Source organism: Antrihabitans spumae, assembly GCF_043944905.1.
GTDB classification, from domain to species: domain Bacteria; phylum Actinomycetota; class Actinomycetes; order Mycobacteriales; family Mycobacteriaceae; genus Antrihabitans; species Antrihabitans spumae.
This window is the reverse complement of sequence record NZ_JBIMSN010000025.1, coordinates 21,658-35,301: the sequence shown is the minus strand read 5'-3', so window position 1 is coordinate 35,301 and position 13,644 is coordinate 21,658. Positions and strand designations below refer to the sequence as shown.

16 protein-coding genes are annotated in these 13,644 nt (G+C 65.1%); 4 read left to right on the top strand and 12 right to left on the bottom strand.

Annotation, left to right across the window (positions count from 1 at the left end; all coding sequences use genetic code 11):
* Positions 1-25: 25 nt before the first annotated feature.
* The 3 genes from ACHIRB_RS05825 to ACHIRB_RS05815 form a co-directional block, all read right to left on the bottom strand.
* Positions 26-448, bottom strand: a complete 423-nt coding sequence (locus tag ACHIRB_RS05825; RefSeq protein ID WP_395127644.1) for a DUF6153 family protein — start codon at positions 446-448, stop codon at positions 26-28.
* A 100-nt stretch (positions 449-548) separates the two neighbouring features.
* The gene (locus tag ACHIRB_RS05820) at positions 549-776 is read right to left on the bottom strand and encodes a C40 family peptidase (protein WP_395127643.1); all 228 of its coding nucleotides are present in this window, start codon (positions 774-776) and stop codon (positions 549-551) included.
* Between the two features lie 9 nt (positions 777-785).
* Positions 786-1,616, bottom strand: a complete 831-nt coding sequence (locus ACHIRB_RS05815; protein WP_395124846.1) for a hypothetical protein — start codon at positions 1,614-1,616, stop codon at positions 786-788.
* Positions 1,617-1,903: 287 nt separating this feature from the next.
* Between ACHIRB_RS05815 and ACHIRB_RS05810 the strand changes: the two genes are divergently transcribed.
* Complete coding sequence (locus ACHIRB_RS05810; RefSeq protein WP_395124847.1) at positions 1,904-2,407, top strand: hypothetical protein; 504 nt, start codon at positions 1,904-1,906, stop codon at positions 2,405-2,407.
* Positions 2,408-2,423: 16 nt separating this feature from the next.
* Here ACHIRB_RS05810 and ACHIRB_RS05805 read toward each other — a convergent pair whose 3' ends face one another.
* From ACHIRB_RS05805 to ACHIRB_RS05785, 5 genes are all read right to left on the bottom strand, one after another.
* Entirely contained in the window at positions 2,424-3,152 is a 729-nt protein-coding gene (locus tag ACHIRB_RS05805; protein ID WP_395124848.1) for a TVP38/TMEM64 family protein, read from the bottom strand.
* Positions 3,153-3,251: 99 nt separating this feature from the next.
* A complete protein-coding gene (locus ACHIRB_RS05800) occupies positions 3,252-3,608 on the bottom strand; it encodes a metal-sensitive transcriptional regulator (RefSeq protein WP_395124860.1) in 357 nt (118 codons plus the stop codon).
* Positions 3,609-3,631: 23 nt separating this feature from the next.
* Positions 3,632-3,799, bottom strand: coding sequence for a hypothetical protein (locus tag ACHIRB_RS05795; RefSeq protein WP_395124849.1), 168 nt, complete (start codon positions 3,797-3,799; stop codon positions 3,632-3,634).
* Positions 3,800-3,908: 109 nt separating this feature from the next.
* Positions 3,909-6,173 carry a heavy metal translocating P-type ATPase gene (locus tag ACHIRB_RS05790; protein ID WP_395124861.1) on the bottom strand — a complete coding sequence of 755 codons (2,265 nt, stop codon included), beginning with the start codon at positions 6,171-6,173 and terminating at the stop codon, positions 3,909-3,911.
* On the bottom strand, positions 6,170-6,460 hold the full coding sequence (locus tag ACHIRB_RS05785) for a hypothetical protein (RefSeq protein ID WP_395124864.1): 291 nt from the start codon (positions 6,458-6,460) through the stop codon (positions 6,170-6,172). The genes ACHIRB_RS05790 and ACHIRB_RS05785 overlap by 4 nt, the downstream gene beginning before the upstream one ends.
* 653 nt (positions 6,461-7,113) lie before the next feature.
* Between ACHIRB_RS05785 and ACHIRB_RS05780 the strand changes: the two genes are divergently transcribed.
* Positions 7,114-7,338, top strand: coding sequence for a DUF4396 domain-containing protein (locus tag ACHIRB_RS05780; protein WP_094648397.1), 225 nt, complete (start codon positions 7,114-7,116; stop codon positions 7,336-7,338).
* Between the two features lie 145 nt (positions 7,339-7,483).
* On the opposite strand, the gene ACHIRB_RS05775 is transcribed toward ACHIRB_RS05780, so the two are convergent.
* From ACHIRB_RS05775 to ACHIRB_RS05760, 4 genes are all read right to left on the bottom strand, one after another.
* Positions 7,484-8,773 carry an MDR family MFS transporter gene (locus tag ACHIRB_RS05775; protein ID WP_395124850.1) on the bottom strand — a complete coding sequence of 430 codons (1,290 nt, stop codon included), beginning with the start codon at positions 8,771-8,773 and terminating at the stop codon, positions 7,484-7,486.
* Positions 8,770-9,900 (bottom strand): PLP-dependent cysteine synthase family protein, encoded by a 1,131-nt coding sequence (locus ACHIRB_RS05770; RefSeq protein ID WP_395124851.1) that lies wholly within the window; start codon positions 9,898-9,900, stop codon positions 8,770-8,772. Before ACHIRB_RS05770 ends, ACHIRB_RS05775 begins: the two co-directional genes overlap by 4 nt.
* 104 nt (positions 9,901-10,004) lie before the next feature.
* A complete protein-coding gene (gene lpqS / locus ACHIRB_RS31240) occupies positions 10,005-10,412 on the bottom strand; it encodes a putative copper homeostasis (lipo)protein LpqS (RefSeq protein WP_465259339.1) in 408 nt (135 codons plus the stop codon).
* Positions 10,413-10,470: 58 nt separating this feature from the next.
* Positions 10,471-10,830 (bottom strand): hypothetical protein, encoded by a 360-nt coding sequence (locus tag ACHIRB_RS05760; protein WP_395124853.1) that lies wholly within the window; start codon positions 10,828-10,830, stop codon positions 10,471-10,473.
* A 113-nt stretch (positions 10,831-10,943) separates the two neighbouring features.
* Here ACHIRB_RS05760 and lnt point away from each other — a divergent pair, with 113 nt between their 5' ends.
* Both lnt and ACHIRB_RS05750 read left to right on the top strand, forming a co-directional pair.
* Positions 10,944-12,509, top strand: coding sequence for an apolipoprotein N-acyltransferase (gene lnt / locus ACHIRB_RS05755; protein ID WP_094642697.1), 1,566 nt, complete (start codon positions 10,944-10,946; stop codon positions 12,507-12,509).
* A 163-nt stretch (positions 12,510-12,672) separates the two neighbouring features.
* On the top strand, positions 12,673-13,458 hold the full coding sequence (locus ACHIRB_RS05750; RefSeq protein WP_395127636.1) for a M23 family metallopeptidase: 786 nt from the start codon (positions 12,673-12,675) through the stop codon (positions 13,456-13,458).
* Positions 13,459-13,644: the final 186 nt, after the last annotated feature.

The following is a 13,644-nucleotide window of genomic DNA, read 5'->3' as shown; positions in this document are numbered from 1 at the left end:
GTCTCACACAACGGTGAGTCACCTGTCAGATCCGAAGCACAGACAATTCGGAGAGAGTGAGAATGGTCCAGGGCGGCGGGTGCCCGGTTCGATGACGAACTGCCGACAGCCGCGCAGCGTGGACGAGAGAACCGGCGAAGCCAACAACGATTGCCCGTGAGACTGCCAACGCCGCGACAGCACCGATGATAGCCAGACATAGATGCATAACCGAGCTGTGATCGCCACAGCCGTTCCCGCAGTGTGCTGCGGAACCACTCTCCGGTGCCGTCGTCGACGATGCATCCGAATGCTCCTCGACGACAGGTGGAGCGCTGACCGTCGAGGTCATCGAGTGTTCGCCGATACCCGTCGCCGTTGCGAACGACATCGGCGCAGAATGCATGAGAAGGACTCCGAACAGCACTATCGAAGCGCAAACAGCACCTAGGAGCCACTTCTGGTTCATAGGTTCCGTGGCTGAAGTCCTCACCGGTTCGATCTTACCGGTCTGCCACACGGGCATCCGGCCTCCTCGCAGTCGCGGCGTCCGGACCGTGGACATCGAATCAGGTGGCGATGGGCCGGTTGATTGCCGTCACTTCATCCCAGGGAACGGGCGCGACTTTGACGACGTCGCCGCCGGTGGGGGCGTTGACGTATTTCCCGTCGCCGATGTAGATCCCGATGTGTCCGATCGGTGCGTAGAGAGAGATGAAATCACCCGGTTGCACTGATTCGCGGGAGACAGGTGTGCCCGCTCGTGCTTGGTCTGCGGCCACGCGTGGAACGGTCAGTCCCAGTTGTTAGTAGGCGAAGTAGATCAGTCCGGAGCAATCGAAGGACCCCGGCCCGGTAGCTCCCCAGGAATAGGGTTTGCCGAGTTGGTCGAGGGCGATGCGCATCGCCTCCGCTGATGTTCCACTCGCAGCCGAGGCGGCGGCGGGTAGCTCGGAAGGATTGGTGGTGCCGGGGCTGACGATGGCAGCTCGATCCGCATCTGTGAGGGCGGCGAATTGGTCGGTGATTTCGGCGATCTGATCGGCCAGGTCGGTCCGGCGTTGCTCGAGGTCGCGTTGTGTACGTGCGGCGTCCGCCTCGGCTGCCGCAGCGGACGCCTGTGCTTGCCGGGCTTGTTCGAGTTGGTCTCGCGCTTCGTCGTCGATCTGTGTCGAGTCGGCGAGTGCAGCGGCTCGATCGGCGAGGATCCGGTCCAACAACACCATCTGATCGAGTAGTTGCTGCGGGCTGTCCGCGACCAGAACGGCCCCGAGAGGGGATTGCGGTACACCCTTGTACGCGGCGTCGACAGCTGTGGCCAGTGCTCGACGGTTGGCAGATGCGGCCACTTCGGCTTCCCGAGCCGCCGCCGAGGTCTCGTGGGCGAATCGAACTGCGGTACTCAGTTCGCCGCGGCGACGATCGAGGGTGTCCTGAGCGGCGTACATGCTCTCGGTGAGAGTGAATGCGGTCGCATTGAGTGCAGTGAGTTGTCGTACGGCGTCGGATGCGTTCGCCGGGGGTGCAGCGGGGTCCGCTGATGCTGGAGCATTTACCGAAAATGCCGCGGCAACAACAATGATCGAGGCGATCAGGGTAGCGCGGACACGCCGCGTCGGGCCTGAAGAAGAAGTCACAGAAAAATCCTCTGGGGTCGGTGTCGGTTACCCTGCGTCACCAGCGAAGGAAACGGAGCGCGGTGAGAGCCGCATGGGACTGTGTCCGGCGCGCCTCGTCCGGTCACCATTGTCGGGTATCGGCAGTCGTAGACGGTTCCTCACGGTCGGCTGAGGCTGTCGCGTCGACGGTCGACGCCTGTGCGTATGGGCGGCTAGTCAGCGTCGATTGACGCTGTGTCACCGCACCTGCAAACTACTATCATCGATAGTAGTTTGTGGGGTGGCGTCCGCTGACCGGGAGAGGGATGACGACTGTGACGATGCGTGACTGGCCGGCGCGGCGTTGGGTGGCCGCGTTACTGGGCGCGATGGTGGCCGCGCTGGTCGTGGCAATCCCCACCGGGATCATCGATACTGCGTTCTACGTTCGAATGACCCCGGTGTTGTGGTGGAATTATCCGGTGTGGATTGCCACCGCTGTCCTCAGTGGTCTCATTCTTGCGACATATGTGAGTACAGGGCTGGCATCGTCGGTTTCTTCCCGTGTAGGGGTCAGTGCGAATGCGTTGTCGTTGTTGGCGGTCGGATGTCCGATTTGCAACAAACTGGTGGTGATGGCGGTCGGGGTGAGCGGTGCTCTGGATCTATGGGCACCTGTGCAGCCGGTGATCGGAGTGATGTCGGTGGGGGTGATGGTGTGGGCTCTTCGACTGCGAATCCACGGGGAACGCGCGTGCCCTACTTCTCGCGTAGGTCAGGAGTTCGGCGGCTCCGCTGGCTTTGGCGGTGCAGGCGCAGCAAAATTGTAGGATTTCTCGCTACGTCCTATTCGCCGTCCGGCAGCGACAGACGACGAAGACGACCGCTTCTCGATGCACCATCTGCGGTATCGGGCTGTGCCTGCGACACCGGCAGGCGGGCGTCGGCCAGCAATCCTGCCACCCCGGCGGCCACGCAGACCGACGTCACCACTATCAGTGCCGGATTCGTTCGCCCGGTCAAAGCGTCCCCGAACAGCACCGCGGCGATCGTGCCGGGCAGAATCCCCACTACAGTGGCCGTCGTGTAGGGCAGCAGGCGCACCGCCGAGAGCCCGGAGCAGTAGTTGACCAGGGCGAACGGTGCCGGGGCAATGAGCCGCAAGGACCCGACGGCCAGCCACCCCCGCCGAGCCAACCGGGCATCGATGGACTTGACCGCAGGATGCGTCAGCCGCGCCTGCACCGCGGTGCGCCCGAGCGCGCGCACCAGCAGCAACGCCAGCACGGCGCTGACAGTTGTGGCGGCGATCGTGACGGCGACCCCGGCGGCGGGACCGAACAACAGTCCGGCGCTGAGGGTGAACACCGTGCGCGGTACCGGGGCAATCGTCAACACCGCCTGGGTCAGAAAGAACACCACCACGAACGACGGGCCCATCGACTCCGCCCACTCGCGCACCACAGTGATCGACGGGTGGGGTACGAGGGCGGCAGCCACTGCCAGTATTGCCAGCGCAGCCACGGTGGCGAGGACTCGGCGATCGCGCAGAATCGTCGGTACGGCCTCGGTCATGACGGCCCCTGCCTGCGCCGCCTCGTCGAGATTTCCGACAAGCACGCGGGAGTAGACGCCGGAGTGGACGGCGAGGACTGGCTTCGCATTGCCGGGTGCTCAGGAGCGGACGAGCCGTGAGATTGCGTCGGTGGCCTCTTTGATCTTTGCGTCGGCTTGGGGACCGCCGGCGATGGCGGCGTCGACCACGCAATGACTGATATGGGCTTCGAGTAGGCCCATGGCCACCGCCTGCAAGGCTTTGGTCATCGCCGAGACCTGGGTGAGGATGTCGATGCAGTACTTGTCCTCCTCGACCATGCGCTGCAGTCCGCGGGCCTGCCCTTCGATGCGTTTGAGTCGCTTGAGGTAGGCGTCCTTTTCGGTGATGTAGCCGTGCGCGGCGTGATCATGGCCGTCGGTCTCGGCGGGTGCCTGCGCGGCCGCGGGGGCGGTGGTGGCCGCGGGAGTGGCCATGGTGTCCTCCTGGAATCCGAGTGTCATGCCGAGCATCCTCGATTATGCCCGCCCGGGGTATGGCGCGAGAGGGTCGGTCCGTCGAGTCGTCGCTGGGCCGCCGCCGCAGCGCACATCACCGCGCAGCGGGCCACCGCCCGGGTCGTGGGGTGCCGGGTGATCTGCACCAAGGTCGTTGTCACGAAGGACATGGTCCTCTCCTTTCGTAGGCTGCATTGGGGTTGTAGCGGTGGGGTGGGCGGGCGCGCCTGCATGCCACGCCCACCCCAGCCTCTGAGACGCTTGGTTCTACCCGCGCGGTTATCCGGCGAGGGGCTTGAACCGGCGCAGCCGCAAGCTGTTGCTGACCACGAACACCGACGAGAACGCCATCGCTGCACCGGCCAGCATCGGATTGAGCAGCCCGGCCGCAGCCAAGGGGAGGGCGGCCACGTTGTAGGCGAACGCCCAGAACAAGTTGCCCTTGATGGTGCCCAACGTCCGGCGGGACAGGCGGATGGCGTCCGCTGCGGCGCGCAGATCACCGCGCACCAACGTCAGATCGCTGGCTTCGATCGCAACGTCGGTACCGGTGCCCATCGCCAGACCGAGGTCGGCCTGCGCCAACGCGGCAGCGTCGTTCACGCCGTCGCCGACCATCGCCACCACCTTGCCCTGTTCCTGCAACCGTTTGACGACGTCCACCTTGTCTGCGGGCAGCACCTCCGCGATCACTTCGTCGATACCGACCTGGTCGGCGATGGCACGCGCGGCGGCTGCGTTGTCGCCGGTGAGCATGATCGGCGTCAGCCCGAGGCCCCGCAGCTGCTCGATCGCCTCGGCGGAGGTGGCTTTGACCGCGTCGGCGACGACGAGCACGCCGCGAGCCCGACCGTCCCACCCGACTGCGACGGCGGTCTTGCCCTCGGATTCGGCTGCGCGCAGGGCACTGTCGAGATCGTCCGGCAGATGCTGCGCCCGGTCGGCGAGCAGGCGGGCCCGTCCGACGATCACTGCGTGGTCGTCGACTATGCCCTGCACTCCGAGGCCTTCGATATTGGTGAACTGCTCTACCGGTGGCAGGGTGCCGACTTTCTCGCGGGCACCTTTGGCGATGGCCTGGGCGATGGGGTGCTCGGAGGAATCTTCGAGTGCACCGGCCAGGCGCAGTACCTGCGCGGTGTCGTCGTCGGCTGCGGTGATCACGTCGAGCAGAGTCATCTTGCCGGTGGTGACGGTGCCGGTCTTGTCGAGTACCACGGTGTCGACACGGCGGGTCGATTCGAGCACCTCGGGACCCTTGATCAGGATGCCGAGCTGAGCGCCGCGGCCGGTGCCGACCATCAGTGCGGTCGGGGTGGCGAGGCCGAGGGCGCAGGGGCAGGCGATGATCAGGACGGCGACGGCTGCGGTGAACGCGGCCGCGATCCCGCCGCCGGTGCCGATCCAGAAGCCGAGTGTCGCCGCGGCAAGGGCGATCACGATCGGGACGAAGACTCCGGAGATCTTGTCGGCCAGACGCTGAGCTTGGGCCTTACCGGTCTGAGCGTCTTCGACGAGTTTCGCCATCTGCGCGAGCTGAGTGTCCGAGCCGATGCGGGTCGCCCGGACCACGATTCGTCCGCCGACGTTGACCGTCGCGCCGACGACCAGATCGTCGGGTCCGACCTCGACGGGCACGGATTCGCCGGTCAACATCGAATTGTCGACCGCGGAAGAACCGTCGGCGACCACGCCGTCGGTGGCGATCTTCTCCCCGGGACGGACGACGAATTCGTCACCGACGATGAGTTGGTCGGTGGGGATTCGCTGTTCGGCACCCTCGCGCAGGACGGAGACTTCCTTGGCGCCGAGCTCGAGCAGGGCACGCAGGGCGGCTCCGGCGCGCCGCTTGGAGCGTGCTTCGAAGTAGCGGCCGGCGAGGATGAAGGTGGTGACTCCGGCGGCGGCCTCGAGGTAGATGTTGCCGGCGCCGTCGGAGCGGGAGATGGTCAGCTCGAACGGGTGGGTCATGCCGGCAATTCCGGCGGTGCCCCAGAACAGGGCATACAGCGACCACCCCAGTGCTGCGATGGTGCCCATCGAGATGAGGGTGTCCATCGTTGAGGTGGCGTGCCGCAGATTGGTGAAGGCGGCCTTGTGGAACGGCAATGCCCCCCACACCACCACGGGTGCGGCGAGGGTGAGGGAAAGCCACTGCCAGTTGGTGAACTGCAGTGCCGGAACCATGGCCATCGCGATCACCGGCACGCTGAGCACCAGCGATATGAGCAGGCGTTGGCGCAGCGAGGCGGTGGGGTCGATCTCGGCTGGCCCGGCCGCGTCGGGGTCGGTGGATGAGGTGGCGGACGCGGGGACCGTGGCGGTGTAACCGGCTTGTTCGACGGTGGCCACGAGATCCTCGGTCGAGACATCACCGACGTAGTCGACGCGTGCTTTTTCGGTGGCGTAGTTCACCGTCGCGGTGACACCGTCGAGCTTGTTGAGCTTTTTCTCGATCCTGTTCGCGCAGGAGGCGCAGGTCATACCACCGATGTCGAGTTCGACCCGGCCGTCGGCGGTGGGGTGGTGCGTGACGGGATTCATCGTTGCTCCTCTCGGGACGTGATGGTGTGTCCGTGCCCGGCGGGCATCGGCTCCGAGGCGGCGGGCACCGCGGCGTATCTGCTGTCGGTGACCATCAATCCTCCAGGTCTCTGATTGGCGACGGGCCCGCCCGCAGTGGACACCGCGGCGGCGTCGTGAGTCGAGGTGTCGTGTGTGTCGGGTGGTGCGGCACCTTCGGGGCCGAAGGCGTCCCCGGCTCCGAAGGCGAGCCCGAAGACCGCGGCTAGGGCGATGGTGAATCCGACGAACTTCGATGATGCGTTCATCGTGCGAATCTCCTGTCCGGGTCTGGTGTCGATCAGGAGGCGAGCTGGTAGCCGGCCTCGTCGACTGCGTGGGCGATGGCCGTCTGCTCGATCGGGGTGTCCGAGTCGATTCGACTCGGCCGCTCGCGAGGTCGACATTCACGGCGGTCACACCGGGGATGCCGCTGATCTCCTCTCGGACCGAGGAGACGCAGTGCCCGCAGGTCATTCCGGTGACGGTGACGGTGGTGTTCATCGATGCCCTTCTTTCTTCGATTCGGAATGTGATCGAGGTCGTCGCGACCCACTTACAGATTTACCATACCCCCCTACGGTATGCAACGAGATGTGCCGCACCGGTGCTACGGCATGACCCTGGGCACTGACCGGAACACCGCCCTCGGATGCGGGAGCGGCACCCAGAATCGAACGTCGCACCAGAGCCTGCATCGGCGGGCGTCCTCGACTCCGGCTACTACGAACGCGGATTACGCGCGCGCAGAGATGCCCACAATCTTCTCGATGATGTCGCTTCCGTCCTTGCCGACGTCGAATCTCGTGCGGACAGAGTGTTCTTTGGGTGATGATCATCGTCATCGCCATACTGGCCACGATCATGCTCTTCGTATACGAGCATTCGGCCATCACACCCGTAGTCGGTACGCAGGCAATCCATTCGGCGTTCTGTCGTGGCTGCGCTCGGCGTCGCTGCACTGACCGTACTGGCGTTCGACCTCGGGATGGGTGGCTGGATGCTGCTGCTGTACTACACCGAGACCATGCCACCGGCCACCGACGCTGCGTTCTGGATGCTCATGCAAATCGGTATCGTCCTCGGGGTGGTCACGGGTTACCCCGTCGTCCGTCGCCTCCAACGTCACCGCAACACCCCCGCCTGAGGCGTGGGTGGCCCGCATTCGTGTGAATGCGGGCCACCGGTCGGTGGATAGTCGTGAACGGTGCCGCGTCACACCCTCTGTTCGGCAACCATCGTCGAGGTCTCGGGTGTGGGCAATGCAGGCCACTTCTCGGCGTGCACTGCCGCTAGCCGGTGGCCGGTACCTCGCCGCTTTCGGTCACCATGGTCTCGGTGGGGGGTGGGGTGAGCCGGTCGGATCGATCGAGCGCATAGAGAGCGGCCACAGATGCCGCCCCGACCAGGGTCAGTATCGCCCAGATCAGTGCACCCAGATGCGCGTCGCTGAGAAGCCCGAAGACGGCACCTGTACCCAGGTTGCCGAGCAGGATGCCGACCCCGACGATGGTGTTGTAGAACCCGTAATGGGTAGCCACCAGCTTCCCACCCGACAGGGTCACCACCGTGTCCATCTCGAACGGAAACACCGCGGCGGTGCCGACCGCCAACAGTGCAGCGGTGAACACCAGGGCACCGGCGGCGGCCCACCCGCCCAGCGCGGCCGGGCTCGGCAGCACGATCAGCGGGAGGAACGCCAGCGCCATGATTGCCATACCGACCACCACGCTTCGCCCCGAACCCCACCTGCGGGACAACCAGGACGTGATCCGGAACTGCCCGGCGATCGCGACCACGCCGGAGACCACGAACAACGAGGTCACCAGAGCGGTGTCGGACCTGCCGTCACCGACTACCACCGCAGCCTGCAGCGGCAGCGCAAGATAGATCTGGAACGAAAGCACGTAGGACCCGATCATCGCCAGCGCGAACAGCACGAAGGGTCGGTTGGCCATCACCACCCGCCAGTCCTCGAGTACCGATGTCATGGCCCCGGTCGTCTCGGCCCGGTGCGCGGGGAGCGTCCAAATCTGCACGATCGTCAGCACAGCAAAAATCGCGGCCGCGGCCAGCGAGGTGACTCGGAAGTCGAGGGTGGTCAGCGCGAGACCGATCAACGGGCCCAGCAGAATCCCGGCCTGATAGAACACGTTGAACACCGCGAACGCCTCGACCCGCCGTGGACCGGCGTCGGCGGCCAGATACGCCCGCACGGCCGGGTTGAACAGCGCACCGGCGAACCCGGTCGCGGCCGAGGCGAGCAGGATCGCCGGCAGCGATTCCACGGCCGCGAGCAGTACGAAACCGGCAACTCGCAGCAGGCAGCCGGCGACGATCAGGGGTTTGTATCCGAGGCGGTCGGCGAGGGTGCCGCCGAGCAGGAACATCCCCTGCTGAGAGAAGTTCCGCATCCCCAGCACCAGCCCGACCGCCCACGCCGCCAGGCCCAGGGAACCGGCCAGATACCCGGCCAGATACGGCATCAGCATGTAGAAACCGACGTTGATGGAGAACTGGTTGACCATCAACACCTGGCTGGGCCGGTCGAAGCTACGGAACTTGGTCAGAAAAGTTTTCATCGAACGCTCTCGGTGGGATCGACGACGGTGGGATCGACGACGGTGGCGCACCGCGTCCACGACGTCACAGTCTCATCGGTGGGGTGGGCGATGGTCGTCGGCTCGGTCGGCGGGTCAACGTCGAGCAGGCCATGCTCGGTGCAGTACTCGTCGTTGTAGATGGTGTCGAAGTAGCGCTGCGGTCCGTCGGGGAAGACCGCCGCGACCCGGGTCTCCGGGGGGCTGGTGCGAGCGATCCAGCCGGCCGCGAGGGCCACGGCCCCGACGCTCCAGCCGCCGCTGGCGTGGTGCGTCGCCGCCAGGGTGCGGCACGACCACACCGCTTCGTGCGGCGCCACCCAGTGCACCTCGTCGAAGGCCGGATAGTCGATGTTGTCCGGGTAGATGCTCGAGCCCAACCCGCGCATCAACCGGGTGCTGGCGGGTTGGCCAAAGATGGTCGAGCCGACTGTGTCGACACCGACCAGTTTCAGGTCGGGGCAGAACCGGCGGAGCACCCTGGCCACCCCGGCGGAGTGCCCTCCGGTACCCACCGAGCAAACCAAGGTGTCGACGCGGCCGAGCTGGGCGATGAGTTCGTGAGCGAGCGACTCGTACGCCTCGACATTGTCCGGGTTGGTGTACTGATCCGGGCACCACGACCCTGGATGTGTATCGAGGAGCTCACGGACCTTCTCACGCCGGGCCTGCTGCCAGCCGCCGTCGGGGTGCGGTGTGGTGACCAGTTCGACGCGGGCACCGTACGCGACGAGCATCCGGTGCACGATCGGTTCCAGTCCCGGGTCGGTGACGAGGGTGACGGGGTGGTGATGGGTGATCCCGGCCAGGGCCAAACCCAGGCCGAGGGTGCCGCTGGTGGATTCGATGATCATCGAACCGGGAGCGAGGTCGCCGCGGGCCTTTGCTTTCTCGACCATGTGCAGCGCGGGGCGGTCTTTCATCCCGCCGGGATTGCTGCCTTCGAGTTTCGCCCAGAAACCGCGGCCGGAGTCCGCGAACGGTTCACCGATCCACAGAACAGGAGTGTTGCCGACCATCGTGCTCGGTTCCGGGCAGTTCTTGGCGGTCGCCAACATGTGGCCGGCGGAGGACGGTGGCACGAGTGTGGAGCGAACAGCACTGTTCATGAGTAATCCCTGTATGTGACCTGCGAGGGCGCAGTAAGTGAGTGATGGGCAGCACGAACTGGGCCATGAGAAGAGGAGTCCTCGGATGGCCCGCGGGCTGCTGATCAGCACCTGTTGATACAGAGTTCGTTCAAGACGGTTCGGCCGTGCCGGATCGGAATGGGTAGATCCGGTGGGGCTCGCGAAATGCGCGGGGCAGACATCGCCACCAACACCACATCGAAGGCCATCGCGGCGACCGCGGCGATGGTCGATGGGCGGGGCGGGTTGTCGGATCGGGGCATTGCGATGACGGTGTTCGTATCGTGCGCCATGTGGGGCGATCCGACGTCGATGTGCGCGTGGTTCGGGGAGAGTTCCGCGGCGGCCTGAGACGAGGACGAAACGATGTGTACGCCGTCGCTGTGATGGTCCTGTTCCCAGGCGATGCCGCATTGAGCGATGGTGTGAGCCAACAAATACAGGACAGCGGCGACTGCGATAACCGTCCGCAGGCGCGGCGGGCCCAGCACAGAGATTCTCACAACGCCTCGACGGTAGCAGCCGGAAACTGGGTTGGCCCAAACCCATTCAGGGTGCCCCTGATGTGCCGCCGCCGAATCGGGCGGTCACACCGCCCGCCCGCAGGCACCACATGTTTCTGGTCACGTCGAACACGGCCAGGACGATCGGGGCGGTGATCATGATGGCCGCCAGAGCAGATGCACCCGCATATGTCGGCGTGCTGCGGCGCGGTAGAAGCCAGTCTCCATCCCGGGGTCCAGCACGCATCTTGTGCGAGCCGAGGGTGGTCCGTGCACCGGTCGATGCCCGGCCACGAAGGGCACCGCGAAGAAGAAAGGGCACAGCGAAGGTGCGCGGTCGATATCCCGGGGTATGCATCGACGTCGCAGAGGCGCGGTGTCGGCGGGGGAGCCGGTCCGGGCTCACCGCTGTTACTACTATCGTGCATAGTAGCAACCGAGGGTGGTCAGGTGGCGCTATGCCGTACATGAGAAAAGAGCCATGCAGGCATGCTCGATATCGAGTCCAGCGCAACAACAATGAACCGTCACCGACGAACCCGACGTCGTGCGTTCACCGCGATAGCAGGCAGGTCATCGTCCGCGGTATCTGCTGGTGTGCTGTTGTACGCGGGCTTTCCACCTCGGTCGCTGTGGTTCCTCGCGCCGCTGGGTATCGGGGTTCTTGTTCTCGTCATCCGCGGCCGTTCCATCCGGGCGGCATTCTTCTATGGGTATCTGTCGGGGCTTGCGTTCTTTCTGCCCCTTCTGCCCTGGGTGGGCGTCTACGTCGGCGCCCCGCCGTGGCTGGCGCTCGCGGCGATCCAAGCGATAGCAGTGGCACTGTTCTGCGCTGCAGCGGCCGCAGTGTCCGGGTTGCGCTTCGAAGCGCTGTGGATCGCCGCGATCTGGACCGCCACCGAAGGTCTGCGCGCACGGATTCCGTTCGGGGGATTTCCGTGGGGGAGATTAGCTTTCGCCCAAGCAGACGGCCCTCTGCTCTCGCTTGCCGCGTTCGCCGGTGCGCCCGGTGTATCTTTCGCAGTCGCAGTGATCGGCGCGGCACTGGCAAGTGTGGTCCGCCAGGTACGCTCGCCGACGTCGCGATTCGCAGTCGGATCGGTGGCCACTGTAGTGATCGTGCCAGCTCTGGCTTTCGCGCTCACTCCCGCTGGCGACGCAGGCGCAGCGCGTGCGACGGTCGCCGTTGTGCAAGGCAACGTTCCGCGGTTGGGTCTGGACTTCAACTCGCAACGTCGAGCAGTTCTCGACAATCACATCGAGCGAACAAGGCAACTCGGGGACGACATCACCGTCGGCAGTGTGCCCGCTCCCGACCTGGTGATCTGGCCGGAGAATGCATCCGATATCGATCCGCTGCGCAATGCCGACGCCACTGCCGGGATCGACGCTGCAGCGCGGTCGGTCGGGGTGCCGATTCTGGTCGGTGCGGTCCTTGGCAACGACGACGGCACCTCGACGAATACCTCGATCGTGTGGGATCCGGTACTCGGACCAGGGGAGCGACACGACAAACGCAAACTTGTTCCTTTCGGAGAGTATCTCCCGATGCGATCTGTGATGACGGCGTTGTCCTCGTACGCCTCGCAGGCCGGTAACTTCGTTCCCGGGTCGGGCGACGGTGTCGTCGATATCGCCGGAATTCCGACGGCCGTCGCCACGTGTTACGAGGTCGCGTTCGATGACCTGGTCACTGAGTCCGTGCGTGCGGGGGCGCAGCTGATCACGGTCCCCACCAACAATGCGACGTTCGGGCGCACCGACATGACCTACCAGCAGTTGGCGATGTCGCGGCTGCGGGCGGTCGAGCACAACAGGACTGTTCTCGTTGCGGCGACCAGTGGGGTCAGTGCCGTCATCGACCCACAGGGGAAGGTCGCAGATCGTTCGGGCTTGTTCACTGCGCAGACGTTGGTCGCTGATGTTGCCCTGGAAACGAGATCGACGTGGGCGACAAAGCTGGGACCGCTTCCGGAGTACGCCGCGGTCGTTCTTGCTGTCGTGGGGTGTGCTCTCGCATGGAGAAGGCAGCGTTCGCCGGCCGATGGTCTCCGACCGTCGACGTCCGGTGCTACCGCGCTGTGAGGCACGAAACCACTGCGGGGGACATCGAACTACTAACCATGATAGTAATTACCCCACTCGTCGTGTATCTTTTCGTTATCGCGTCGTGATCCGTTCGATACATCAGTGAGGTGCGCACGTCGATGATTACGCCTCGCTCCATTCGATTACCGAGGACTCTGCTGTGGCACAACACCGTATGACCCGCATGACCGACCGACGTCGACAGTTGATGGACTGTGACGTGCAGGGAGTGGCGGTGACGCCGAGAGGGCGGCATCGCGCTCGGGCGCGCGCCACCGAGCGCCGCGGCAGTGTCGCTGTCGGTATTGCGGTGGCAGCGGGCGCTCTGGTCACGGCGGGTGCCCAATATGCGAGTCCCGCACAGGCGCAGGCAGTCCCCGTGCACGAAGCGACACCGATGCAGGACCCGGTGGCCGAATACTTGCCTCAGATCCTCGCCATACCGGAGATCTCCAATATCAACGATGCGATCGAGCAGTTGGCGAAGGGGCAACGAAGGGCAGAGGAGAGCGCTGCGCGTGATGCAGCGCCGCTGCGACCACTCGTCGTTCGTCCGGTCGCCGGGACCCTGACCTCGGATTTCGGTCCACGATGGGGGACTACGCACACCGGGCTCGACATCGCCAACGCTATCGGAACTCCCGTCTACGCGGCAGCCGACGCTACCGTGCTCGACTCCGGTCCTGCAGACGGATTCGGCCTCTGGGTACGTCTTCAACATGACGATGGAACGACAACGGTCTACGGGCACATCGATCAAACCTTGGTGACAGTGGGGCAACGAGTACAAGCCGGTGAGCAGATCGCCACCGTCGGCAATCGTGGCCAATCGACCGGGCCTCACCTGCATTTCGAGGTCGTCGACGCGGCGGGGAGCAAGGTCGATCCTCAGGAGTGGCTCGCCTCTCGGGGTGTCGCGCTGTCCGACGCGGCTGTTCGGTCGTAGGCCCCCGTTTCACCTCTCGGGCTCGCAGTAGGTACGGCGAACTTACCGGAATGCGGGCGATCGTACTGCGCTCCCGCTGAACATGTCGAGGCACCGAGGGTTCAGGTCTGATGGTGAAAACGAGACCGCAGAGACGCATCCGAAGTCAGTGCAACAGTGCGGAATTCGTTCCCATCGGCGGGCCGT

Coding starts and splice junctions, on each gene's coding strand:
- ACHIRB_RS05825 (WP_395127644.1), bottom strand. CDS start 448: ATGAACCAGAAGTGGCTCCTAGGTGCTGTTTGCGCTTCGATAGTGCTG.
- ACHIRB_RS05810 (WP_395124847.1), top strand. CDS start 1,904: ATGACGACTGTGACGATGCGTGACTGGCCGGCGCGGCGTTGGGTGGCC.
- ACHIRB_RS05805 (WP_395124848.1), bottom strand. CDS start 3,152: ATGACCGAGGCCGTACCGACGATTCTGCGCGATCGCCGAGTCCTCGCC.
- ACHIRB_RS05800 (WP_395124860.1), bottom strand. CDS start 3,608: ATGGCCACTCCCGCGGCCACCACCGCCCCCGCGGCCGCGCAGGCACCC.
- ACHIRB_RS05795 (WP_395124849.1), bottom strand. CDS start 3,799: ATGTCCTTCGTGACAACGACCTTGGTGCAGATCACCCGGCACCCCACG.
- ACHIRB_RS05790 (WP_395124861.1), bottom strand. CDS start 6,173: ATGAATCCCGTCACGCACCACCCCACCGCCGACGGCCGGGTCGAACTC.
- ACHIRB_RS05785 (WP_395124864.1), bottom strand. CDS start 6,460: ATGAACGCATCATCGAAGTTCGTCGGATTCACCATCGCCCTAGCCGCG.
- ACHIRB_RS05775 (WP_395124850.1), bottom strand. CDS start 8,773: ATGAAAACTTTTCTGACCAAGTTCCGTAGCTTCGACCGGCCCAGCCAG.
- ACHIRB_RS05770 (WP_395124851.1), bottom strand. CDS start 9,900: ATGAACAGTGCTGTTCGCTCCACACTCGTGCCACCGTCCTCCGCCGGC.
- lnt (WP_094642697.1), top strand. CDS start 10,944: ATGAACCGTCACCGACGAACCCGACGTCGTGCGTTCACCGCGATAGCA.